The 22,337-nt window shown below is 75.3% G+C and carries 19 protein-coding genes and 1 pseudogene; 6 read left to right on the forward strand and 14 right to left on the reverse strand.

The annotated features are described in order from the left end of the window. Positions 1-183: 183 nt before the first annotated feature. Entirely contained in the window at positions 184-534 is a 351-nt protein-coding gene (locus tag ACZ4UX_RS11740; protein ID WP_465706500.1) for a hypothetical protein, read from the forward strand. A 166-nt stretch (positions 535-700) separates the two neighbouring features. Here the strand turns inward: ACZ4UX_RS11740 and ACZ4UX_RS11745 are convergent, their stop codons facing one another. The 10 genes and pseudogenes from ACZ4UX_RS11745 to ACZ4UX_RS11790 all read right to left on the reverse strand — a co-directional run bounded on the left by ACZ4UX_RS11745 (position 701) and on the right by ACZ4UX_RS11790 (position 13,240). Continuing rightward, entirely contained in the window at positions 701-2,452 is a 1,752-nt protein-coding gene (locus ACZ4UX_RS11745) for a serine/threonine-protein kinase (RefSeq protein ID WP_465706501.1), read from the reverse strand. 138 nt (positions 2,453-2,590) lie between these two features. Next, complete coding sequence (locus tag ACZ4UX_RS11750) at positions 2,591-2,797, reverse strand: hypothetical protein (RefSeq protein ID WP_465706601.1); 207 nt, start codon at positions 2,795-2,797, stop codon at positions 2,591-2,593. Positions 2,798-2,891: 94 nt separating this feature from the next. Next, positions 2,892-3,197: pseudogene (locus ACZ4UX_RS11755) on the reverse strand (low temperature requirement protein A); the annotation flags it as partial. Positions 3,198-3,464: 267 nt separating this feature from the next. Next, complete coding sequence (locus tag ACZ4UX_RS11760) at positions 3,465-3,959, reverse strand: GNAT family N-acetyltransferase (protein ID WP_329491326.1); 495 nt, start codon at positions 3,957-3,959, stop codon at positions 3,465-3,467. Next, positions 3,960-5,315, reverse strand: coding sequence for a DUF6271 family protein (locus ACZ4UX_RS11765; RefSeq protein ID WP_465706502.1), 1,356 nt, complete (start codon positions 5,313-5,315; stop codon positions 3,960-3,962). Positions 5,316-5,957: 642 nt separating this feature from the next. Continuing rightward, positions 5,958-7,055, reverse strand: coding sequence for an N-acetylglucosamine kinase (locus ACZ4UX_RS11770; protein ID WP_465706503.1), 1,098 nt, complete (start codon positions 7,053-7,055; stop codon positions 5,958-5,960). A 736-nt stretch (positions 7,056-7,791) separates the two neighbouring features. After that, positions 7,792-8,637 (reverse strand): SAM-dependent methyltransferase, encoded by an 846-nt coding sequence (locus tag ACZ4UX_RS11775; protein WP_465605424.1) that lies wholly within the window; start codon positions 8,635-8,637, stop codon positions 7,792-7,794. A gap of 269 nt (positions 8,638-8,906) precedes the next feature. After that, on the reverse strand, positions 8,907-9,599 hold the full coding sequence (locus tag ACZ4UX_RS11780; RefSeq protein ID WP_465706504.1) for a response regulator transcription factor: 693 nt from the start codon (positions 9,597-9,599) through the stop codon (positions 8,907-8,909). Continuing rightward, positions 9,596-10,822 carry a sensor histidine kinase gene (locus ACZ4UX_RS11785; RefSeq protein ID WP_465706505.1) on the reverse strand — a complete coding sequence of 409 codons (1,227 nt, stop codon included), beginning with the start codon at positions 10,820-10,822 and terminating at the stop codon, positions 9,596-9,598. Before ACZ4UX_RS11785 ends, ACZ4UX_RS11780 begins: the two co-directional genes overlap by 4 nt. A 147-nt stretch (positions 10,823-10,969) precedes the next feature. Beyond that, a complete protein-coding gene (locus ACZ4UX_RS11790; protein WP_465706506.1) occupies positions 10,970-13,240 on the reverse strand; it encodes an MMPL family transporter in 2,271 nt (756 codons plus the stop codon). 450 nt (positions 13,241-13,690) lie between these two features. On the opposite strand from ACZ4UX_RS11790, the gene ACZ4UX_RS11795 reads away from it, so the two are divergent. From ACZ4UX_RS11795 to ACZ4UX_RS11805, 3 genes are all read left to right on the forward strand, one after another. After that, the gene (locus ACZ4UX_RS11795) at positions 13,691-14,815 is read left to right on the forward strand and encodes a DegT/DnrJ/EryC1/StrS family aminotransferase (RefSeq protein WP_359834660.1); all 1,125 of its coding nucleotides are present in this window, start codon (positions 13,691-13,693) and stop codon (positions 14,813-14,815) included. Between the two features lie 178 nt (positions 14,816-14,993). Next, positions 14,994-15,953: an NAD-dependent epimerase/dehydratase family protein gene (locus ACZ4UX_RS11800; RefSeq protein ID WP_359807124.1), complete on the forward strand. Its 960-nt coding sequence runs from the start codon at positions 14,994-14,996 to the stop codon at positions 15,951-15,953. Positions 15,954-15,966: 13 nt separating this feature from the next. Continuing rightward, entirely contained in the window at positions 15,967-17,058 is a 1,092-nt protein-coding gene (locus ACZ4UX_RS11805; RefSeq protein WP_465706507.1) for an MGDG synthase family glycosyltransferase, read from the forward strand. A gap of 50 nt (positions 17,059-17,108) precedes the next feature. Here ACZ4UX_RS11805 and ACZ4UX_RS11810 read toward each other — a convergent pair whose 3' ends face one another. The 4 genes from ACZ4UX_RS11810 to ACZ4UX_RS11825 all read right to left on the reverse strand — a co-directional run bounded on the left by ACZ4UX_RS11810 (position 17,109) and on the right by ACZ4UX_RS11825 (position 20,626). Further along, positions 17,109-17,858, reverse strand: a complete 750-nt coding sequence (locus ACZ4UX_RS11810; protein ID WP_465706508.1) for a polysaccharide deacetylase family protein — start codon at positions 17,856-17,858, stop codon at positions 17,109-17,111. Positions 17,859-17,874: 16 nt separating this feature from the next. Further along, on the reverse strand, positions 17,875-18,678 hold the full coding sequence (locus ACZ4UX_RS11815; protein WP_465706509.1) for an SDR family NAD(P)-dependent oxidoreductase: 804 nt from the start codon (positions 18,676-18,678) through the stop codon (positions 17,875-17,877). Positions 18,679-18,754: 76 nt separating this feature from the next. Next, positions 18,755-19,642 (reverse strand): hypothetical protein, encoded by an 888-nt coding sequence (locus ACZ4UX_RS11820; protein ID WP_465706510.1) that lies wholly within the window; start codon positions 19,640-19,642, stop codon positions 18,755-18,757. 114 nt (positions 19,643-19,756) lie between these two features. Beyond that, the gene (locus ACZ4UX_RS11825) at positions 19,757-20,626 is read right to left on the reverse strand and encodes an SAM-dependent methyltransferase (protein WP_465706511.1); all 870 of its coding nucleotides are present in this window, start codon (positions 20,624-20,626) and stop codon (positions 19,757-19,759) included. A gap of 232 nt (positions 20,627-20,858) precedes the next feature. On the opposite strand from ACZ4UX_RS11825, the gene ACZ4UX_RS11830 reads away from it, so the two are divergent. Then, entirely contained in the window at positions 20,859-21,524 is a 666-nt protein-coding gene (locus tag ACZ4UX_RS11830; protein WP_465706512.1) for an RNA polymerase sigma factor, read from the forward strand. Beyond that, positions 21,521-22,291 carry a hypothetical protein gene (locus ACZ4UX_RS11835; protein ID WP_465706513.1) on the forward strand — a complete coding sequence of 257 codons (771 nt, stop codon included), beginning with the start codon at positions 21,521-21,523 and terminating at the stop codon, positions 22,289-22,291. Before ACZ4UX_RS11830 ends, ACZ4UX_RS11835 begins: the two co-directional genes overlap by 4 nt. The last annotated feature ends 46 nt before the right edge of the window (positions 22,292-22,337 follow it).

Here is a 22,337-nt window from a genome sequence, read left to right on the forward strand (position 1 = left end):
CTCCCGTGTCGCCGGTGCCGTCTTCGGACACCCGGGATCTCCATCCTGCGCCGCGACGAGCCGGGGCGCCCGGCGAGCACCGCGGCACCCGACCGGCCGGAGAAGGGGTACGCGGGCCGGCGGTCCCCGGCACTCGTCGACGGGCCCGCGCAGCCGGCGCTCCGGGGAGGCCGGGCCGAGCAGGTGCACGCCGAAGACGCCGCCCACCAGGTGAGCCTGCCCGGCGCCGTCCTGCACTCGCTGCGGCACACTTCGGTGGCGGGGACCGGCGAGGCCGTGGGAGCGGCCCCCACATTGGAAGGGGTGGCTGTGACGGAGACGGCTCGTGAAGCGGCCGTTGCGTGGGTGCAGAAGATCATGGACGCGGACTGTGCCGACGATGCCGAGCTGTGCGGGGTCATGGAGGCGTTGGGCAAGGCCCTCGGCTGTCCGAGCGGCTACGTCAGCGACCTGATCTTCTGGCCCGAGGGAAGGCAGCCGACGGCTCCCGAGGTCGTCGATCAGGCGTTGGGGTACCGGCCCTTCGCCCTGTGAGAGGGCCCCGAGCCCGCGGCCGGACGGCCGGGCACCGTGTGCCGGCCGGCGCGCCGCCGTGGGTACGACGGCAAGGACCGTCGCCTTTCGGCGGCCCGAGCCGGGGCCCGGGTCTTCTCCGGTGCCGGAGCGGACTCCGGCTACCGCTCCGGCACCAGGGAGGCGGTCACTGTCGGGGGAAGTCCTGGTCCACCCGGAGGGCGAGGGTGCGCCACCCGTGGGTGATCTCCTCGCGCAGCGCGCCCGCGTCGGGCTCCGTGCTGCCCGGGCCGTGGCGCGTCGTCAGCAGGTCCAGCAGTGCGCCACCGTCGCCGGGGCGGGTCTGCGGGTCCGCGGTCAGCGCCCGGCCGACCACCGCCGCGAGCGCCGGGTCGAGCGCGGCGAGAGCTGCCAGAGCCGTCGGCTCCGGGCCGGTGTCGACGATCCGGCGGATCACCGCCCCCGTGCTGGCGGCCGCGAACGGACTCCCCCCGTGGGCCGCGCACACCACACAGCAGGCCCAGGCCCAGACGTCCGCCGCCGGGCCGACCGGCCCGTCGCCGAACTGTTCGGGCGCCATGTAGGTCAGCGTCCCCGGGCCGCCGCCGGTGCGGGTCAGCCGGGTGCCGTCGACGATCGCCGCGATGCCGAAGTCGAGCAGCCGCGGCCCCGCCGTCGTCAGCATGATGTTGGCGGGCTTGAGGTCCCGGTGCACCAACCCCAGCCGGTGCACCCCGCGCAGCGCGACGGCCAGCGCGAGCGCGAGGGCCCGCAGCGCCTCCGGGGAGCGGATCGGCCCCTGCTCGCGCAGATGGACGTCGAGCGGGCGGCCGTCCAGCAGCTCCATGGCCAGGTAGGGGCGCCCGGAGTCCACACCGGCGTCCAGCACCCGGGCGGTGTAGGCGCCGGAGACCATCGCCAGCACCTCCGCCTCGCGCTCGAAGCGACGCAACAGGTCTGCTTCCCCGAGGAGTTCGGGGTTGATCGTCTTCAACGCGACCTGGGTGGCCGAGCCCTCCCGACGGGCCAGGTAGACCGTCCCCATGCCGCCGGCCCCGATCCGGCCGAGCAGTTGGTACCCGCCGATCGTCCGCGGCTCGTGCGGGTACAGCGCCTGGTGCGGGACGTGCCCGACGGGTGAGGCGGGTCCGGCCTGCCCGGCCTGCCCCGCGGGTTCGACGCGCCCCAGGTGCAGCGGAGCCGGCGCGACCTGGGGCGCCGGTGGGGCGGGGACGGACCACGGCGCGTCGACCGGGGCGGCGGGCATCGGCAGGTAGGACGCGGGCCGGGCGACGGGCGGAGCATCCGGCGGGACGTGGGCCGTGCGGCCGGCACCGCCGGCCAGCGGTCGCCGGCTGGTCACGAGCGCGATGATCTGGAACATCAGCGCACCCTCGACCACCCCGATCGGCAGCACCAGTGCACCGACCACCGCGCGGAGGACGAAGCCGCCGATCAGCCGGACGATACTGCCGGTGGTCGTCCCGGCCCCCGGGGGCATGCCGACGACCAGAAGGTTGCGCTGCGTCAGGAGCCAGAGGAACACCCAGCCGAGCAGGGCGACCACCGCCGGGATGAGGTAGATCGGCTGCGTGATGGAGAAGTGGACGTCCAGGGCCGGGGCGATGGCCAAGGGGCTCTCCGAGACGATCGACGGCATCATGTAGACGAAGTCGGTGTCGGCGATCGTCGAGTTCAGCAGGGCCAGCAGGCCGGCCGCGCTCAGCAGCACGAGCACCTGTTCACCGACCGCCGCCGCCGTCAGCCCCGACGGCACCGCCACCCTCCCGCCCGGGCCCGCGAGGCGACCGATCGCGCGATGGCGGGTGGCCTGCTGAGCCCGCATCAGAAGCGGCAAGGACACCATCCGCACGACCAGTGCGACGCCGCCCAGGACCAGGATGATCAGGCCCAGCGGAGTCTCCGTGTAGCTCTCCATGAACGCCCCCCGTTGTGCCGTTCGCCGGTCAAGCAGACCGAGTATAGGCCGCGTCGCGATCACTCCGGCCGAACGGCGAACGGGGTCCGGGGGGACGGCGAGTACGGCCCGGGCGGACGGCGGCGGCCCGGGCGTCCTTCACGCGCCACGGCGCCGGGCCGGGCGGGCCGGTACGCCCGACGCGCACAGGAGTTGCCAGGCCACCGCCGCGGTCAGCCCCCAGATCAGCCACCCCACGCCGAAGTGGCCGGACCACCCGGCCAGCAGCAGCGTCAGCCCGAGGCAGGGCAGGGCCCAGCGCAGGGTCCGCCGCCAGGACGCCCCGGCCACCGCGGCCGCCGGCACGCCGACCCCGAAGTACCCGACGAGGCTCCCGCACAGCAGCCGGCGCGCACCCTCCGGGGTGTGGCCGTACGGGTGCGCGAGGCCCCAGGCCCAGCCCGGCCGCCAGGACGGCGAGCGCGCACGTCGTGGCGGCGTGCAGCGCCATCATGACGCGCACCGGGAGGACGCCCGGGCCGTCCTTCGGCACACCGCCGTACCCGTGCAGCAGCGACATGCTCCACAAGCCGATGAGCAGCGCGAAGCCGCCCGCCGCGGCGCGGACCAGGGCAGTGTGCCAGACGGCCTCCCCCGCCACCGAGGTGATCTGGATGACCCCCTCGCCCAGCACGATGATGACGAACAGGCCCAGCCGCTCCACCAGGTGCGGGACGTCGGCGTAGGCCGCCTCGACCACCGGCACGCGCTCCGCGGCCCCCCCGCCTCCTGATCAGGCGGTCCATCCGCTCCTGCGCCAGTCGCAGCACCCGGCTGCCGGAGGTGACGACCACCAGGTCGAAGAAGAGCTCGGTCCAGGAGGCATGCCGCTCAACGGGCGGCTGACCTGTGCTCATGGGGAGAACATCAGCCGGGCGGCCCGCCCACTGGAGCGAGCCCGGTGTCCGTTGCCTCCTGTGCCCTGCGTCCTGCCTCCTGGCTCCCGCGCCGTACCGCCGGTCGGCGGGTGCGGCTAGATCTCCATGGACATGTACACCGCGCGCTTGCCGTAGCAGGCCGGAACGGCGACCTCGCGGTGGGTGCGGTAGCCCAGCAGGGCGAGCAGGATGTCGCTGCGCCGGACCGCCACCATGGAGATCCGCTCGAAGCCCTGCTCCTGCGCCTCCTCGCGGATGTGGCGGATGAACCGGAGCGCCACGTCCTTGCCGCGCAGCGGCTCCGCGATGACGAAGTCGTGCACGTGCAGGTTGCGCGACTGGAAGTCGGCCTCCTCCACCTGCCCCAGGTCCGGGCACTGGTAGAGCGGGTAGGGCAGGCTCAACAGGTAGCCGCCGACCTTGCCCCCGTGCTCCAGCACGAAGCAGGTGTCGGGTGAGGAACGCGCCCTGGACTGCAGCGCCTCCCGGCCCTCGGAGAGGTCGTCCGCCGCGTAGGCGTCGGACTCCAGCGCCACGACGGCGTCCCAGTCCTCGTCGGCCAGCAGGCGGAAGCTGATGTCGTCCGTCATCTACTCGGCCCCTCCGACGGTGGCAGCGGCTCCGCCGGCGGGGCTGCCGCCCGGGCCGGTCAGGCCGTCGGTGCGGGCGGCCGCCACCATCGGGCCCCAGGCGGCGATCAGTCGCGCGAAGTCCTCGACGTCCGCCTTGGCCTCGTCGAGCAGGCGCTCCCGCAGCGGGGTCAGGTGCTCGGCGAACTCCGCGTACTTCCCGCCCAGTTGCCGGTACGAGCGGTCGAGGACGTCCAGCCGGTGGACGTTCTCCGCCCGGTCCGTCCCGGCGCTGTCCCTGACCAGCTCCAGGATCGTGTCGACCCGTACGTGGTGCTGCTCGTCGAGCAGCTCGCCGCCGGCCGCCATCATCCGGCCGTAGACGGGGTAGAGGTAGAGCATCGACAGCAGGAACTTGGTGAACCGCAGCTGGTAGGCGGTGAATCCGGCGCCGCTCCGGCGCCCCGGGGTGTAGTAGTTCACGATGTGCCGGTTGTGCACCACGCCGGGCAGGGTGGCGTCCAGGACCACGTGCAGCAGGAAGTAGTCACTGCCGATGGTCTCGGTCGCGGGCGGCAGCGGGACGCGCTCGTAGACCTCGTGATCGAAGCCGATGTTGCACATGTCCACCTGCCAGATGTCGGGAGCGCCGAGCACCGACTCGTCGGCGGTGAACGGGTCCGTCCCGCCCCCGGTGAACGACGCCTCGACCAGCTGCCGCTTCTCCTCCTCGGACCAGACGGGCGGCGCCCAGAGGCTGACCACGTCGTAGTAGAGGGCCGGGTCCAGCTCGCGGATCTCGCTGACGTCGACGGAGAGTTCACCGATGAAGGAGCTGCCGACCAGTGACACCGGCTTCTCGGCGTCCGCCGGCTCCAGCTCGCTCTTGGTGACGGCCGCCTCCGCGTCGGCCGCCCGCTTCCCGAGCGACAGCAGCTCCTGGTGGATCGGGAAGACCGGCTTCCCGTCCAGGACCTGGTAGTCGCTGTCCGAGTCCCGGCGGTGGACGGAGTCGCAGCCGAGGGCGGCGGCGATCAGGAACGCCCGGTTGGTGCAGGCACCGTAGGAGACGGCGTCGGGCAGCATCAGATCGAGCAGCCGGGCCGGTTCGGCCACGCCGGCGGCGTCGACCACCCGCCCCAGGAACTCCCGCTGCCGGGCCTCGTCGAGGTGGTGCACGACCACGCCCGCCGCCCCGGGCAGTTCGGCCACGGCGCGCGCGTGCGCCGCGAAGGTCGACGCGTCCGAGGAGTCCAGGACGACCAGGTGCACCTCGACCTCGAAGTGCTCGGCGGCGTACGCCGCCTCCTTGCCGATCGCCGAAATCGTCTCGGCACAGGCCCGGTTGGTGGGCAGGGCCAGACAGATTCTGCGCATGCCAGTTCTCCGTTCGGTCATCAGGTGTCGTGCTGTTACCGCGATTTGGGCGAGGCCGAGCGTGTGGCGAAGCGCTGGGTGCGCCGTGGACCGGCGCAGCGCCGTCCGGCATCCGTTCCGGTCACTCCAGAGGTCGAGTCCGTTTGCCACCACGCCGATCAGGTACTCCTTGCGGCAGCCGGACCGGCGCCCACCAGCGTCGGCAGCGGGCGCGGCTCCGGCACCACCACCGGCGCCACCACCGAGACCACGCGAACCGGCCGGACAGGCTGAACGGGCCCGAAGGACCGAACGGGCCGGGGCACGGCGAAGGCGTGACCGGCCACCGGTGGACCACACACCGGCACCGCCACAACTCACCGTTTCAGCTGGGTAGTTGATGCCCACGACGGGGACTCCTGCCAAGGCGCCCCCGCGCCGCCGACTGGCATTCCCCTACGGTGGACTAGACCAACTTCCGGTGTCAACCGCCTCCTTGGATCGGCTCCGGGGCACGGGGGCACGCTGCCCGATCGGGCAGCCGCCGCTGCCCGCGGCACGGAGCCGTGCGACGGCCCTCGGCAGGTGGGCCGTACACCGTTGATCTCCCGGTTGCCAGGCCCGGGCGTTCGGTCGGCGCGGTCCGTCCGACCGGTCCGGGCCTCAGAGTCCTCCCCGGCCGTCCGTCAGGGTGCGGACGTCGAGCAGCGGTGGATCGACCGGCCAGGGCAGCGCGGTGCCGGAGGCGCTCGCCGCCAGGCGCAGCGCACCGAGCAGTGGCGGGCCGTCGGGGCGGTGCGGGCGCGCCGTCGGGAGCCGGTCGGTCAGCGCCGCCAGCGCCGCCCCACGCAGGCGGTCCAGGGCGAACAGGCCCCCGGTCAGGGCGACCCGCGGGTCCGGCAGCCCGACGGCCCGGACGGCTGCGGCGGCCGCGTCCGCGATCTCCTCCCCCGCCCGCCGCACGATCGCGCCCGCGACCGGGCAGCCGCCGTCGGCCGCGTCGACCACGTCGGGGGCGAAGGCGGCCAGCAGGGCGGCCCGGTCGGGGCGCGGCTGCAGGGCGGCGGGCAGGCCGGCCACCGGGCCGTAGCGGCGCTCGGCCGACGCCAGCAGTACGGCCGAGCCGCCCGTCCGGCCGTCGTGGGCGCGCAGCGCCGACTCCAGGCCGGCCCGGCCGATCCAGCCGCCGCTGCCGCAGTCGCCGAGCAGTTGGCCCCAGCCGTCGGCCCGGTGCCAGCCCGTGTCCGAGTGGACGCCGATCGCGACCAGACCGGTCCCGGCGGCCACGGCCACACCCGGTCGACGTCCGAGGGCGCCCACGTGGGCGGTGACGGCGTCGCCGGCCAGCACCAACCGGTCCGCACCCGTCGCGCGGGCGAGCGGGGCGGGGAGTTCGCGGGCGAGGTCCCGGCCGAGCAGGGCCATGCCCGTGGCCCCGACGGCCACCGCCCCGATCCGCGCGCCGGGCGGCAGGCCGGCGATCAGCGTGCCCAGGGCGGGGAGTACATGGCTCAGCAACGCCCGCGCGTCGTGCCCTCCTGCGGTGATCCGGGCCGGGGCCGCGATCCGGTCGGTCCGGGCGCCGGAGAGGTCGGCGGGCCACCCGCCGGGAGCCAGGGCGAGCCGGACTCCGGTGCCGCCGACATCGATCCCGACCACCCAGCTGCCGTCCCGACAGACCTGGCCGGGATGGCCGGGATGGCCGGGATGGGGCGTGGTGGAGCCGGCGGGGTGCGGTCCGGCGGGATGGATCCGGTCCACAGCGGCCCTCCGCTCGGTGCTGTTCGTGCCCGCCACGGGACGTCCGTACGAGCCGGCTCGGCATCCCCGTGGGGTGTCACCCCCGGGGCCTGTCCGAAGTGTGCCACCGCGCCCCGCCGGGCAGCCGTCGCGCCGGAGTCCCGGGCACCGTCGTCCGCCCTGCCCCCTCGGGGACGTATCGGGCGCCTTGCACTGCGGACAAGATCATCGAAAGATGCGCCCGGGACGGCGGGAGGGCCCCGCTTCACGGATCGGGGGACGTGCGATCGTCGCGCGCGAGGTCGAGTTCGACTGCGAGGAGCTGTTCGAGCCCTACGACGCGGTCCGACCCACTCTCACCTGGTCATCACCGCGCGCGACGCTCCGGTCGCGGTGCTCGGGCCGGCCGGGACCGTCTTCGACGGCGAACGCGTCCGCTAGGTCCAGGACGGGCTCGTCCACACGACGCACCACCGCCGGGGCGTGGAGCTCGCCCGGTTCTCCACCGGCCAGGCGTCGACGCTGGAACGACAGCGCAACCACGCCTCCTACCGCTCGCCGGGATTCCTCTCCTACGAGGAGAAGCAGATGTCGGCGTCCGGGCTCCCCCGGGCCCGGCCGCCCGGTCCGGCACCTCCCGGCACCGGACCGCAGGGGGCGGCTGACGGTTCCCGCGCCCGCCCGCGCCGCGGGCACGGGAACGGCGGGCACGGGTGCGGCGGGCACCGGCGGGGCCGCCCCGGTGGCGGCGGGCGGTTCAGCCGCGCTTGACGGCCACGCCGCCGTACATCGCGATGTCCTGGTCGCGCACCGGCGCCGCGTCCGCGTCCGGCCGCCACTGGTGGACCAGGGTCACGCCCGGGTCGAGCAGGTCGTAGCCGTCGAAGAAGGCGAGCGTCTCGTCCTTGTCGCGGATCTGCAGGGGAATCCCACGCGCGTTGTACTCGCGGCCGACACCGCCCACACCCACCGGGTCGGTGTCCCCGGTGAAGACGGTCAGCGCCAGGAAGCTCCCCGGGGCCAGCTCGTCCATGAACCGCCGCACGATGCCCTGCGGGTCGTCCTGGTCGAGGACGAAGTGCACGATCGCGATCAGCGAGAGCGCCACCGGCTGCGTCAGGTCCAGGACCTCGCGCAGCTGCGGGGCCCCGATGATCGAGTCGACGTCGCGGAAGTCGGCGTCGATGTAGGAGGTCCGGCCCTCCTCGGTGCTCGACATCAGCGCGCGGGCGTGGGTCAGCACGATCGGGTCGTTGTCGACGTAGGCGACGCGGGCCTCGGGGGCGATGCCCTGGGCGATCTCGTGCACGTTGGGCGAGGTCGGGATCCCGGTGCCGATGTCCAGGAACTGGCGGACCTTGTGCTCCTCGGCGAGGTGGCGGACCACCCGCTGCATGAAGGTGCGGGTGGTGCGCATCGAGGTCGGCAGGGCCGGCCAGGCCTTGACCGAGGCGTGGGCGGCGGTCCGGTCCGCCTCGAAGTTGGTCTTGCCGCCGATGAGGTAGTCGTACACCCGGGCCGAGTGCGGGACGTCCATCCGCAGGTCCACCCCCGGCCAGCGCCGCTCCTGCCGGTTCCCTGACATCCACCCCATGCCTGACATCCTCGCCCCTCCCGCTCCCCGCTCACCCGGGGAAGCAGCTCCGGCCGCCCCACTGGCGGGCCATCGTGCGCATGGTAACGGTGCCGCCCGAACAGCGCGGCTGCCGGGGTCCGGACAGCGCGGGGCCGGTCGCGGGACCAACGCCCGGCGGCCGCAGCCGCCGTGGTGCCCCGTCAGCCCGGCGGCCGGGCAGCACGGCCCGGGCCCGTCGCGCCCGGGCTGGCGGGCGCGACGGGCTCCACGGAGCCGGTACCGCGGGGCGACCGGGCTCAGCGCGGCGGGCGTGCCGCGCGGGCGGCCGGGACCAGGCCGGACTGGTAGGCGATGGCGACCAGTTGGGCCCGGTCGCGGGCGTCGAGCTTGGACATCGCGCGGTGCACATGCGTCCGGACGGTGAACGGGCTGACGTACATCCGCTCGGCGATCTCCTCGTTGGTCAGACCGGTGGCGGCCATCGACATCACCTCGCGCTCGCGAGCGGTGAGCACCGCCAGCCGCTCCGACGCCCCCTCGCCGGCCCCGCCGGGATCGGGCTGGGCCAGGAACTGGTCGATCACCGCGCGGGTGGCCGCGGGCGAGAGCAGGGCCTCCCCGGCGGCCACCGTGCGCAGCGCGGCGAGCAGTTCCTTCGGGTCGGCGCCCTTGCCCAGGAAGCCGCCGGCGCCCGCCCGCAGCGCCTGGGCCACGTACTCGTCGATCTCGAAGGTGGTGAGGATGAGCACCCGGGTGCCGGTGAGCTCCTCGTCGGCGCAGATCGCGGCCGTCGCGGAGAGGCCGTCGACGCCGGGCATCCGGATGTCCATCAGGACGACGTCGGGCCGGGTGGCCCGGGCGAGCGCCACGGCCTCGCGGCCGTCGGCGGCCTCCCCCACCACCTCCATGTCCTCGGCCGCGTCGATGAGCACCCGGAAGGCGCCGCGCAGCAGCGCCTGGTCGTCGGCGAGCAGTACGCGAATGGTCATGCGTGGTCCTTGTCGTCTCGGGCGGCGGTGCGCAGGGGGAGTTCGGCGGAGACCAGGAAGCCGCCGTCCGGGCGGCGGTCGGCCCGGAGCCGGCCGCCGACGGCGCCGGCGCGCTCGCGCATGCCGATGAGCCCGTAGCCGGCGGCGCCGGGCGCCGCCGGGGCGAGGCGGGGCCGGCCCGGCGCGGGCCCGTTCCCGGTCGGCGTGGCGTTCGCGACGGTGAGCGCGACCCGGCTGCCGGAGTAGGCGAGCGTGATGTCGGCGCCGGCTCCCCGGGCGTGCTTGGCCACGTTGGTCAGGGATTCCTGGACGATCCGGTAGGCGGTCAGGTCCACCCCCGGGGAGAGCGGGCGCGGCTCGCCCTCGACGGCCAGCCGGACGGGCAGTCCGGCGCGTTCGAAGGAGTTGATCAGGTCGGGCAGCTGCCCGAGCCCGGGCGCCGGCTCCAGCGGGGCCTCGGGGTCGTCGGCGCGGCGCAGCAGCCCGACCGTGGCCCTGAGCTCCTGCAGTGCGGAGCCGGTGGCGTCGGTGAGGTGGCTGAGCATCTCGCGGGCCTCGGCGGGGTGGGTGTCCATCAGGTGCACGGCGATGCCGGCCTGGGCGTTGGCCAGGGCGATGTGGTGCGCGACGACGTCGTGCAGGTCGCGGGCGATCCGGATCCGCTCGTCCGCGACCCGGCGGCGGGCCTCCTCCTCGCGGGTGCGCTCGGCGCGTTCGGCGCGCTCCTCGATCGCGGCCAGGTGGGCCCGCCGGTTGCGGATCGAGTCGCCGACGGCGCCGGGCAGGACGACCCAGGTAGCGACGCCGATCTTCTCGGCCAGCGGCGCCTCGGAGTCGACGACCAGGGCGGTGACGGTGAGCGCGACCGCCGAGACGGCGGTGGCGACCCGGGCGGTGAGCCGGTCGGTGCGCACGGCCAGGAAGTAGAGCGCGACGATCAGCGGCAGGATCAGGGTGGGTGTCGGTTTGGCCGCGATCAGCTCGATCACGACCCCGAGGCCGAGGGTCGCCGCCACCACCGTGCGCGGGTAGCGGCGGTGGAGGAGGAGTACGGCGCTGGAGACGGCTGCCAGGGCCAGCGGCACGGGGGCGGGGCGGCCGTAGTGGCCCGTCCTGTCGATCATGGTGCCGGCGACGGTGAGCAGGAACAGGGTGAGCGCGGCCACCGTGTCCAGCAGTCGGGGGTGATGGCGGGCGTGGCGCCGCAGCCAGGTGTCGGTCATCTCGTGCTCTCTGGGGTCCGGGAGGCGGTGGCGGTGCCCCCGGGCGGGCTCCTGCCGACTGCGGTCGCCCGCCTCCGCCGGGTGGCGGGGCGGGCGGGGTCGGGGCCGCCGGCGCGGACGGCGGCGGCCCCGACCGGGAGGAACGAATCAGACGCCCACGAAGTGCCTGGCCGGCTCCGGCTCCGGCTCCCGGGTCTGCAGCCGGGCCCCCTCGACGTCGATGTCGGGCAGGATCCGGTCCAGCCGGCGGGGCAGCCACCACGCCCGGCGGCCGAGCAGGGCCAGGGCGGCCGGGATGATGGCCATCCGGACCACGAAGGCGTCGAAGGCGACGGCTGCGGCGAGACCGAGCCCCATCATCTTGACCATCGGCTCGGCCATGCCGATGAAGCCCGCGAAGACGCTGATCATGATGAACGCGGCGGCCGTGACCACCCGGGCGTTGTGCCGGAAGCCGGTGACGACGGCCTGGCCCGGCTCCTCCCCGTGGACGTAGGCCTCGCGTATCCGGGTGACCAGGAAGACCTCGTAGTCCATGGCCAGGCCGAAGACGACCCCGATCATGAAGATCGGCATGACGCTCATCACCGGGCCGGTCTGCTCCACGCCGATCAGCTCGGCGAGCCAGCCCCACTGGAAGACCGCGACCACGGCTCCGAGGGCGGCGGCCACCGAGAGCAGGAAGCCGAGCGCCGCCTTGAGCGGGACGAGGACGGAGCGGAAGACCACCAGGAGCAGGAGGACCGCGAGCCCGACCACCACGGCGAGGTAGGGCACCAGCGCGTCGCTGAGCTTCTGCGAGACGTCGATGTTCATCGCGGTGGCACCGCTCACCAGGACGGTGGCGCCGGTGGCGGACTTCAGGCCGGCGGCGCCGGCCCGGATGTCGTGGACGAGCTGCTGCGTCTCGGCGGCGCTCGGCCCGGTGGACGGCACCGCGTTGATCAGCGCCGTGTCACCCGCCGCGTTGAACACCGGCGGCGACACCGACACCACGCCCGGCAGGCCCGCCACCTCCTTGCCGACGCGGTCGGCGGCGGCCTTCGGGTCAGCCGCGCCCTTGGCGTCCACCAGGAGGGTCAGCGGGCCGTTGAACCCCGGCCCGAAGCCCTCGGAGAGGTGGTCGTAGGCGCGTCGCTGGGTGCTGGAGGTCGGCTGGGACTCCGCGCCCGGCAGCCCGAGCCGCAGATCGAGGGCGGGCAGGGCGAGGACGCCGAGGCCCACGACACCGGTCAGCAGCACCGCCACCGGGCGGCGCAGCACCAGGCGGGCCCAGCGGGTGCCGCCGTTGGCCGGCTGCCGCTCCGCCTCGGCGGCCGCCGGGGCCGCCGGGCTCCCGGCGGTCGTGCCGTCGGCGACGGCACGCAGCCGGCCGACACGGCCCCGGCGGGCGGCGCGCCGGGCCCGGCGCGGGAGCACCCGGTCGCCGAGGAAGCCGAGCAGGGCCGGGACCAGTGTCAGGGCGATCACGACCGCGATCACGACCGTACCGGCGGCCGCCATGCCCATCTTGGCGAGGATCGGGATGCCCACCACGGAGAGCCCGGCCAGCGCGATGACGACCGTCAGCCCGGCGAAGACCACGGCGGAGCCGGCCGTGCCGACCGCCCGGCCGGCGGCCTCCTTCGGCTCGTACCCCTCCAGGAGTTCGGCGCGGTAGCGGGAGACGATGAAGACGGCGTAGTCGATCCCGACGGCGAGGCCGAGCATCATCGCGAGCGTGCTGGTCGTGGTGGAGAGGCCGAGGGTACTGCCGAGGGCGGTGATCGCCGCGATGCCGAGGCCGACGCCGACCAGGGCGGTCAGCAGCGGCAGCCCGGCGGCGGCCAGCGATCCGAAGGTGATCACCAGCACGACGGCGGAGATCGCCATGCCGATGGCCTCCGACGTGCCGCCCGCCTCCCCGCCGCCCATGAGCGCGGAGCCGCCGATCTCGACCGTGAGGCCGGCGTCCCGCCCGTGCTGCGCCGCCTGTTGGAGGGCGTCCGTGGCGGCCGTGCTCAGGGAGCCGGGCTTGGCGTCGTAGCCGATCGTCGCGTAGGCGGTCGAGCCGTCCTTGGAGACGGTGCCCGCCTGGAACGGACTGACGGCGCCGGTGACCTGCTCGCCGTGGGCGAGCTCGGCGACCGTCCGCTCCACGGCCTGCTGGTGGGTGGCCGCGGTGATCTTCTGCCCGGACGGGGCGACGAAGACCAGGCGGGCCGACGCGCCCTCGGCGGTGCTGCCGGGGAAGCGCGCGTCCATCAGGTCGAAGGCCTGCTGTGCTTCCGTGCCCGGCATCGCGAAGCCGTCGTCGGGTGCCGCCGGTGCCTTGGCGGCCAGGACTCCGGCGGTCGCCAGCAGGGCGACCCAGAGCAGGGTCGTCAGGCGGCGCCTGAGGAAGGCCCATCGGCCCAGGCGGTACAGGAATGTGGCCACGGGAGAGCAGACTCCTTCGGATGACGTTCACGGGGTGCGGCGGCGGGCCCGGGGCCGCGGCACGGCCCGGGGCGCCCGGAGCATGGCCATCCTCGATCGCGGGGGGCCGCCGCGTCGTCATCGCTGCGCAGGCCGTTCACGTAGTCCCTGCGCAGTAGCGCGGCACCCGGACGGAGTACGTCAGCTGCACCGCGGGGAGCAGCCGCCGGGCCTTCCGGCTCCCCGGCCCGGCCTCCACCGGGGTGGTCCGGGGCGGACGGCGGCGTCCGGCGGGCCCCGGCGGTCCGGTGACCGCCCGGTCACCGGGGCAGTCACCCGGGCGGTCGGTGACGACGGGCCGGGAACGGGCAGGCGAAGTAGCGTGATGTGCCTGGCCCGACCGATTTGTCCGGTCCGGCCGGAAACGAACCCGCTCGATGATCTGATCATCCTGCTGCCGGAGGTGGCCTCATGGGCGTTCCAGCCGCTCGCATCGTGTTCGACGAGAGCGACCGCGCGGCCGTCGCGGACGCGGTGGCGGAGATCCTCGCCACCGGTGCGCTGACCCTCGGCCCCTGGACGGAGCGCTTCGAGCAGGCCTTCGCGGCCGAGCACGGCGCCTCGCACGCCGTGGCCGTCGCCAGCGGGACGGCCGCGCTGGAGATCGTCCTGCGCACCGTCGACGTCCGTGACCGCGACGTGGTCGTCCCGGCGGTCACCTTCTACGCGACCGCCGCCGCCGTCGTCCACGCCGGCGGACGCCCCGTCCTCGCCGACGTCGACCCGGCGACCTTCGCGCTCTCCCCCGAGACGCTGGAGGCGGCCCTCACCCCGGACACCGCCGCCGTGGTGCTGGTGCACATCGGCGGCCTGATCACCCCCGAGGTCGACGAGCTGCGCGCGATCTGCGACCGCCGGGGCATCCCGCTGGTCGAGGACGCCGCCCACGCGCACGGCAGCAGCTACGCCGGGCGCGCGGCCGGGTCGTTCGGCCTGGCCGGCGCCTTCTCGTTCTACCCGACCAAGGTCACCACCAGCGGCGAGGGCGGCATGATCCTCACCGAGTCGTCCGACCTGCGCGACGAGGCACGGATCCACCGGGACCAGGGCAAGGGCTCGTTCACCACCAACCACCACGTCCGGTTCGGCGCCTCCTGGCGGCTGAGCGAGCTCAACGCCGTCGTCGGCGCGGTGCACCTGCGCCGGCTCAAGGAGTTCGTGGAGACCCGGCGCCGGGTGGCCCAGCGGTACGACGCGGCGCTCGCCGGGCTCGATGGACTGCGGCCGACGGTCGAGCCGGTCGGCTGCCGCAGCAACTACTACAAGTACGTCGCCCTGCTGCCGGCCGGCGTCGACCGCGCCGCGTTCAAGCGGGCGGTGGCCGAGGAGCACGGGGTGCGGCTCTCCGGCGAGGTGTACGACCTGCCGCTGCACCTCCAGCCGGTGCTGGCCCCCTACCGGCGCGGGCCGCTGCCGGTCGCCGAGGACCTCTGCGCCCGGCAGATCTGCCTGCCGGTGCACTCCGACATGACCGAGGACGAGACCGACCAGGTGATCGAGGCGGTCACCGCCGTCCACCGGCGGCTCGCCGGATGACCGGGGCGGCCGGGAGCACCGGGGCCGCCGGGGCCGGCGGAACCACAGACCGCCGGGGCCGCCGGACGGGTCGGCCGGTCCCGATGACCGGAACCACCAGGAAGCCCCGAACGACCGGAACCACCGGGACGCCCCCGGACCGGACGGTCCGGGCGAAGGCCGGACAAGGAGAGAGACCGTGCGCGTAGCCGTCACCGGGGGATGCGGATTCATCGGCTCACACGTCGTGGACCGGCTGATCACAGCCGGCCACGAGGTGCTCGCGGTGGACACCACCGACAAGTACCTCAACGCCGACGCCGAGCACGCCCGCATCGACATCCTCGACCTGACCGCCCTCACCAGCGCCCTGGACGGCTGCGAGGTGGTCTTCCACCTCGCCGCCATGGCCGACGTCGAGCAGGTCGCCGCCGACCCCGTCCGGGCCGTGCGGATGAACATCGACGGCACCGAGGCCGTCCTGGAGGCATCCCGCCGCAGCGGCCTCAGCCGCACCGTGCTGGCGAGCACCGTCTGGGTCTACGGCGCCGCCCTCACCGACGACCAACTGGACGGCGGTGCGCAGGAGCTGGACGAGCACGTGCCCATCGAGCTGGAGCGCAGCGGACACCTGTACGTCGCCACCAAGCTGGCCGCCGAGATGCTGGTGCACAGCCACCGGGAGCTGTACGGGCAGCACTTCACGATCCTGCGCTACGGCATCCCGTACGGACCGCGGATGCGGGACGAGCTGGTGGTCGCCCGGTTCGTGCAGGCCGCGCTGGCCGGCCGGCCGATCACCATCGCGGGCGACGGCCGGCAGAGCCGCAACTTCGTCTACGTCGAGGACCTCGCGGACGCCCACGTGCGCGCCCTGTCCCCCGCCGCCGAGGACCAGACCTTCGCCCTGGAGGGCTCCACCGCCGTCTCCGTCCGGGACATCGCCGACACCGTCGACCGGCTGCTCGGCCCGGTCTCCATCTCGCACATCGAGGCCCGGGCCGCCGACTACGACGGCCGCCGCATCTCGGCCGCCCAGGCGAAGCGGCTGCTCGGCTGGTCGCCGAAGACCACCTTCACGGACGGCGTGCGGCGCTACGCGGACTGGTACCGCGACGAGGGCGGCCCGGGCGCCGGCCGCGCGGCCGGCGGCTCCTGAGGCGGCGCCCCCGGTGCCGCACGCCCTGCTGGTCTCCGGCTCGCTCGGGCAGGGCCACGACGTGATGGCCCAGGCCTGCGCCGACTCGCTGCGGGCGCGCGGCTGGACCACCGCCACGGTGGACGCCATGGCGCTGCTCGGACAGCGCGCGGGCGCGGTCGGCGAGGCGGTCTTCCGCCGGCTGCTCGACCTGCCCGGCGTCTACGACGCCTTCCACTTCGCCGCGCTGCGCCCCGGCGCCCGGCCGGCCCTGCTCGCCGACGCCGCCGCGCGGACCAGGCTCGTCCCGGCCCTGCGGGAGCTGGTCGCGCGGCAGCGGCCGGAGCTGGTGGTGTCGGTGTTCGCCACCGCCACCGCGGCGGTGAACCGGCTGCCCCGGCGGGCCGGCGGGCCGGCCTTCCGGCACCTGGTGCTCTGCACCGACGTGACACCCCACCGGCTCTGGGTGCAGGAGGGCACCGACCTCTTCCTGGTCACCTCCGAGGTCGCGGCCTGCGCGGTGCGGCGCTACCGGCCGGAGGCCGCGATCGCCGTGCTGCCGGCGCCGCTGCGGGCGCCGTTCTACCACCCGCCCACCCGCGCGGCGGCCAGGGCCGAGTTCGGGGTGCCGCCCGACGCCAGGTGCGTGCTGCTGATGTCCGGCTCCTGGGGGCTCGGGCCGCTCGCCCGCACCGCCACCGACCTGGCGGACGCCGGACCGCACGTGCTCGCCGTGGCCGGGCGCAACCGCGAGCTGGAGCGCCGGCTGCGCCACGCCGCCGGCCACCGTCCGCGCCTGCACCCGTTCGGCTACACCGAGCGGATCCCCGCCCTGATGACCGCCGCCGACCTGGTGGTGACCAGCTCCGGGGACACCTGCAGCGAGGCCCGGGCACTCGGCCGCCGCCTGCTCCTGCTGGACGTCGTCCAGGGCCACGGCCGGGACAATCTCCAGCACGAGCTGGAGCTGGGCCACGCCGACGTCACCTCCGCCCGGCCGGCCGACGTGGTCCGCACCGCCCTCGCCGCCCTGGACCGCCCGGCCCCACCCCCCTCGGCCGGGGCCTCCCCGGAGGGCTGGCGGACCGGCTTCGCGGCCGCCCTGGCCCAGGTCGGGCTGGCCTAGGGGGGTTTACAGAGTCCCGCTGATCCGGCGCGGGACTCTGCCAACACTCCCTAGCCGGTCCGACCCGTGCGGGGCGGGACGGCGTGGTCGCGGAGTGGGCCGAGGGTGAGGCCGTGGGTGCGGCAGTGGGCGGCGATCAGGGGGAGGGCGGCGAGGGTGGCGCGCCACGAGTCGGGGGCGGAGGTGCAGTCCGAGTCGTGCAGCAGGAGGGTGGCGCCGCCGGACAGGCCGGGGCGGGCGGTGGCGTACACGGAGGCGCCGGTGGCGTCGTCGGTCCAGTCCCGGCCCCAGGCCGTCCAGAGCACGGTGCGCAGGCCGAGGCGGCGGGCGGCCAGCGCCGGGCCGGCCGCCAGGACGCCGTACGGCGGGCGGTACCAGGACGGGGGGACCGCGCAGAGTTCGGTGACCGCCGCCGTGGCGCGGCGCAGTTCGCGCAGGTCGCGGGCGGGGGCCGGGTACCACTGCGGGCGGTGGTACCAGCCGTGCACGGCCACCTCGTGACCACGGGCCACCAGCTCGCGGCCGAGCTCCGGGGCCCGCTCCAGCATCGTGCCGAGCAGGAAGAAGGTGGCCCGGACACCGAGGCCGTCCAGCGCGTCCAGGACGTACGGGGTGCTGCGCCGGTCCGGGCCGTCGTCGAAGGTCAGCGCGACGTGCCGGGGCGCGTCGCCGTACCCGGCCGTACGCCGGGCGAGGGTGCGGCGCACGGGCGGCAGGCGGACGGCGGCCGGGGCGAGGTGGAGCAGCTCGGCGCCCGCCGCGGTGAGGGCCGCCCGGCGGGCGGTGCGCGTCCGGTCCATCGGTGCCCGCCCCGGGTCAGCCGAACCGGGACGCCATGCGCCGGAACACCCCCGGTGCGACGCCGTGGACGCGTGCGGCGAGGCCGAGCCAGCGCGGGACAAAGGGCCGGTCGCAGGACGTGCTGATCGCCCCGACGACGGCTTCGGCGACCCGCTCGGCGGTCACCGGCCGAGGTCGTTCACGCTGGTAGGGGGTGCCGCGCTGGGCGAAGAAGGGGGTGTCCACCGCGCCCGGCAGGACGATCCGGACGCCGACGCCGGTACCGCGCAGCTCGTACCAGAGGCTCTCGGCGAACATCGCCAGCCCGGCCTTGGTGGCCGAGTAGGCGGCCTCGTCGCGGACGCCGACCTGCCCGGCCATCGAGCCGAGGAGCACGATCCGCCCGCGCCGGCGCTCCAGCATGCCGGGGAGCAGCAGGCGGACCAGCCGCAGCGGGGCGGCCAGATTGACCTCGATCATCCGGTCCAGGGTGTCGGTGGGGGTCTGCGCGAAGGGGCCGCGCCAGCCGAGGCCGGCACTGGCGATCAGGACGTCGACCTGCCCGGCGGCGGCCAGGGCCGCCTCGGCGAGGCGCTGCGGGCCGTCCGGCTTGGAGAGGTCCTGGGGCAGGGCCCGGCCGCCGGTGCGGGCGGCGACCGCGTCCAGCCGGGTGCGGTCGGTGCCGGCGAGCAGCAGCTGCCAGCCGGACGGCGCGAGTCGGACGGCGGTCGCCGCGCCGATGCCGGAGGAGGCTCCGGTGACCAGCGCCACCGGCGGCCCGGCGGCAGGGGCCCCGGGCCGGTCCGGCCGCCGGGGCCGGTGACGGCCTTCGTCCACCATGGCTGCTCCCGTCCTTCCCACACCTGGCCGTCCGTTTTGTCCGGCAAGTCACCTTCGCACGGGGGCGCCGTCCGGGCTACCGGGGTGGGATCGCGGCCGCCTCGCTCCGGCCGTCGGCCGCCGCCGCGACCGGCCGCACCTCGGCCTCCACCTCGCCGAAGCGGGAGAGCACGAAGGTGCCGCCGACCGCCACCGCGAAGCCGACCAGCGCGCACCAGGCGTAGCCCGGCCGCGCCGCGTCGCCCAGCGCGACCACGCCGACCAGGGCCGGACCGAAGGTCTCGGTCACCGTCCCGGCCGCCGTCGCCGCCGTCACGGTGCCCCGCTGCAGCGCGAGCGCGTACGCCAGGTAGCCGCCGAGGCCGCCCAGGGCGAGCCCGTACGCCGCCGGGTCGGTCAGCACGTCGGCCACCCCGCCGACGTCCAGCACCCGGACGGCCAGGCTGGTCACGCCGAAGCCGACCCCGGCGAGCAGGCCGAGACCGGCCGCCGCGGCGCCGCCGCCCCGGCGGGCCAGCACCAGGGTGAGCAGCAGCATCAGGACGGTGGTCCCGAGCAGCGCCCAGTGGAACGCCGGCTCGGCGTACTCACGGCCCTCCCGCCCGGAGCCGAGGGCCAGCAGGGTGAGCCCGGCGACCACGGCCACGATCGCGGCCACGTCGCCGCGCCGCAGCCGGGCGCCGAGCAGCCAGACCGCGGCGAGCGCCGTCACCGCCAGACCCGCGTTGGTGACCGCCTGGACCAGGAAGAGCGGCAGGCTGCGCAGCGCGACGACGCTCAGCACGAAGCCGCCGATGTCCAGCGCCGTCCCGAGCAGGAACTGCCAGGAGCGCGCCAGGGCGGCGAGCAGCCCGACCCGCACCCGGTCCGACCGCGGCGCCGACCGCGCGCCGCGCGCCTGGAAGACCGAGCCGAAGCCGAAGCAGACGGTCGCGACCAGGGCAGTGGTGAGTCCGAGCAGCATGACTCTCCTCGCTCCTCGGGGCGGGCTCCACGACCAGTCTGGTCCCGTGCGGGCGCACCCGCACGGGGTGCGGGCACGGCGGGCGCCGCACCGGCGCGGGCCGGCGCGCCGGTGTCACGGCTTGATGGCCACGGCCGCGTAGAGGGAGGCCTCGGTGTCGGACACGGCGGTGTCCTCGGGGCCGGCCGGGCGCCAGCGCGGGGTGGGGACGAGCCCGGGGGCGAGGAGCGTCCAGCCGTCGAAGAACCGGGCGATCTCATGGTGCGCGCGGGCCTGGCCGGGGGCGCCCGCGGCGCGGTAGATGCCGGCCAGCCGGGCGATCTCCTCGGGCGCGAAGTCGGCGGTGACGTGGGAAAGCACCAGGGCACTGCCGGGCGCGAGGGCGGCCTTCAGGTGTTCGACGATCGCGTGGGCGCGCTGCCCCGCAGCGCCGTCGGGGTCGGCCTGCGCCTCGGGGCCGTCGGGCGCGTCGGGGCCGTCGGGGCCGTCGGGGACGAAGTGCAGGACGGCGTTCAGGGAGAGGGCGACCGGGCGGGCGAGGTCGATGGTGTCCCGCAGGCCGGGCGCGGCGAGCAGCGCCGCCGGTTCGGTCAGCTCGGCCTCGACGTACGCGGTGCGGCCCTCACGGGCCCCGGTGAGCAGGGCCTGGGCGTGCGAGAGCACGATCGGGTCGTTGTCGACGTAGACCACCCGGGCCCGCGGGTTCACCCGTTGGGCGATCTCGTGCAGGTTGGGCGAGGTGGGGATGCCGGTGCCGATGTCGAGGAACTGGTCCAGGCCGGCCTCGGCGAGGGCGCGCGTCGAGCGGTGCATGAAGGCACGGTTGGCGCGCGCGGTCGCGCGCACCCAGGGGAGCGCGGCGAGCGCCTGGCCAGCCGCCTCGCGGTCGGCGGCGAAGTTGGTGATGCCGCCCAGGAAGTAGTCGTACATCCGGGCCGAGTGCGGCACGTTCAGTCGTAGGTCGACACCGTCGTAAAGGCTCATCGCTCTCCCCCGCCGCAGGACTCACCCGTCGTTGCCCACGCTACCGGCCCGTCAACCACCGTTCCGGTCCGTGGAGTTCCGCCAGCCGATGATCCGTAGATCGGACGCAATGACTGTCGGTATTCGCACAAACGCCTGCGGTGACGAAACCTGGTGGAATGGGATCCGCGGGCACAGGGCCCGCACCCTCGGGCGGCCGGCGGACGGTCGGCGGCGGTGGAAGGCAGGTTCGATGACGATCGACAGGGGTGTCCGGGTACTCGGGCACCGGGGAGGGCCGACAGTGGCGGGCCCGGGCGGGGGCGGCCGCCGGGGGGACGGTCACGGGGACGCCGACGAGCACGGGTACAGCGGCCCGGAGTACGCCAACATCCGCCTGGAGCTCGCCTATTCGGCGTTCTGCGAGACCCATGAGCCGGCCTGGCGGGCCCTCGCCCTGACCCGGATAGGCAACCGCGCGGACGCGACGCTGATCGTCGAGGCGGTCAAGGAGGACCTCGCCCGGCACTGGGCCCACGTCCTGCGGTTCGAGGAACCGGCCGCGTACGCCTGGCGGCTGGCGAACCGTCATGTCGCCGACTGGGTGTCCGGCGAGGAGCGGGTCGAAGTGGAGGCGGTCACCTTCGAGGCCGTCATCGGAGCGTTCAAGGACGTCGCCAACGGCCTGCTGCACAGCGAGGCGGACGAGGTCCGGCTCTATGCGGCGATCCTCGAACTCCCCGACCGGCAGCGGGACGTGGTCGTCCTGCGGTACCTGCTCGGGCTGCACGTCAAGGTGATCGGCGCCTATCTGGGCCGGCCCGTCGCCACCGTCCACTCCAACCTCCGGCACGCCCGCGAGCGGCTGGCGAGACGGCTCGGTGTGCGCGAACTGCCGGACCGGGGAGGCGAACAGTGATCCCCCGACCCCCGGCCGAGGCGCCCGCCGCACCGGCCACGGCCCCGGGCGCCGTGCCACCGGCCGAGGGCGGGACGGCGCCGCCGCGCATCCCCCGGCCCGAACGGGCGCACGCCGAGCGGATCGCCGCACTGCGCCTGGCCAGGCTCACGGCCGCGCCCACCCACCTGCCCACCGAACACGAACAGGCCGCCTTCGAGCTGGGCCTGGTGGTCGCCCTGGTGCTGGGCACCCCGGACGCGGCCCGGGGGCTGGACCTGCTGGTCAACGCGCGGCGGATCCAGCCGGAGGGAGCGGAGGTGTTCGCCGCGCTGCTCTACGCCACCGGCCGCGAGGAGGGCGCCGAGTTCTGGTGGCGGTTCGCCGCCGGATCGGGCAGCGGCACGGCGGCGTACTGCCTGCACCTGTACCACCTGCGGTACGGCGAGACCGACGACGCCGACTACTGGCGGGCCTGGTCCGACCAGCTCGCCGCCGCCCTGGGCCCGCCGGGAGCGCGCCCGCGCGGACCGACCCCGCCGCGGGTGGACCGGCCACTGCTGCCGGAGGACGTCCGGCGGGACGTCCTCTCGCGCTGCCACCGGGGCCTGGTGCCGCAACTGCCCCCGGCGCTGGTCGAGGTGATCGACCGCCTGCCGCGCCAGGGCGACCCGGGCCACGGCGACACCGACCACGGCGACCCGGACCGGAGCGGTGACGTACCCAGCCCGTGGGGGCTGACCTCGGGTACGACCTCGGCCTGTTCCTGGGACGGCGCGCAGGGGTGAACCGGGCGGTGGGACGGCCCGGCCCCGTTCGGGTGAGTCCCCGGGG

The sequence above is a fragment of the Kitasatospora sp. NPDC028961 genome (genome assembly GCF_055564815.1).

Bases quoted from the DNA above. Each gene is read 5' to 3' on its own strand.
- ACZ4UX_RS11760 (WP_329491326.1), bottom strand. From the start codon at position 3,959: ATGACGGACGACATCAGCTTCCGCCTGCTGGCCGACGAGGACTGGGAC.
- ACZ4UX_RS11765 (WP_465706502.1), bottom strand. From the start codon at position 5,315: ATGCGCAGAATCTGTCTGGCCCTGCCCACCAACCGGGCCTGTGCCGAG.
- ACZ4UX_RS11795 (WP_359834660.1), top strand. From the start codon at position 13,691: ATGGGCGTTCCAGCCGCTCGCATCGTGTTCGACGAGAGCGACCGCGCG.
- ACZ4UX_RS11775 (WP_465605424.1), bottom strand. From the start codon at position 8,637: ATGTCAGGCATGGGGTGGATGTCAGGGAACCGGCAGGAGCGGCGCTGG.
- ACZ4UX_RS11780 (WP_465706504.1), bottom strand. From the start codon at position 9,599: ATGACCATTCGCGTACTGCTCGCCGACGACCAGGCGCTGCTGCGCGGC.
- ACZ4UX_RS11810 (WP_465706508.1), bottom strand. From the start codon at position 17,858: ATGGACCGGACGCGCACCGCCCGCCGGGCGGCCCTCACCGCGGCGGGC.
- ACZ4UX_RS11785 (WP_465706505.1), bottom strand. From the start codon at position 10,822: ATGACCGACACCTGGCTGCGGCGCCACGCCCGCCATCACCCCCGACTG.
- ACZ4UX_RS11815 (WP_465706509.1), bottom strand. From the start codon at position 18,678: ATGGTGGACGAAGGCCGTCACCGGCCCCGGCGGCCGGACCGGCCCGGG.
- ACZ4UX_RS11830 (WP_465706512.1), top strand. From the start codon at position 20,859: ATGACGATCGACAGGGGTGTCCGGGTACTCGGGCACCGGGGAGGGCCG.
- ACZ4UX_RS11745 (WP_465706501.1), bottom strand. From the start codon at position 2,452: ATGGAGAGCTACACGGAGACTCCGCTGGGCCTGATCATCCTGGTCCTG.
- ACZ4UX_RS11825 (WP_465706511.1), bottom strand. From the start codon at position 20,626: ATGAGCCTTTACGACGGTGTCGACCTACGACTGAACGTGCCGCACTCG.
- ACZ4UX_RS11820 (WP_465706510.1), bottom strand. From the start codon at position 19,642: ATGCTGCTCGGACTCACCACTGCCCTGGTCGCGACCGTCTGCTTCGGC.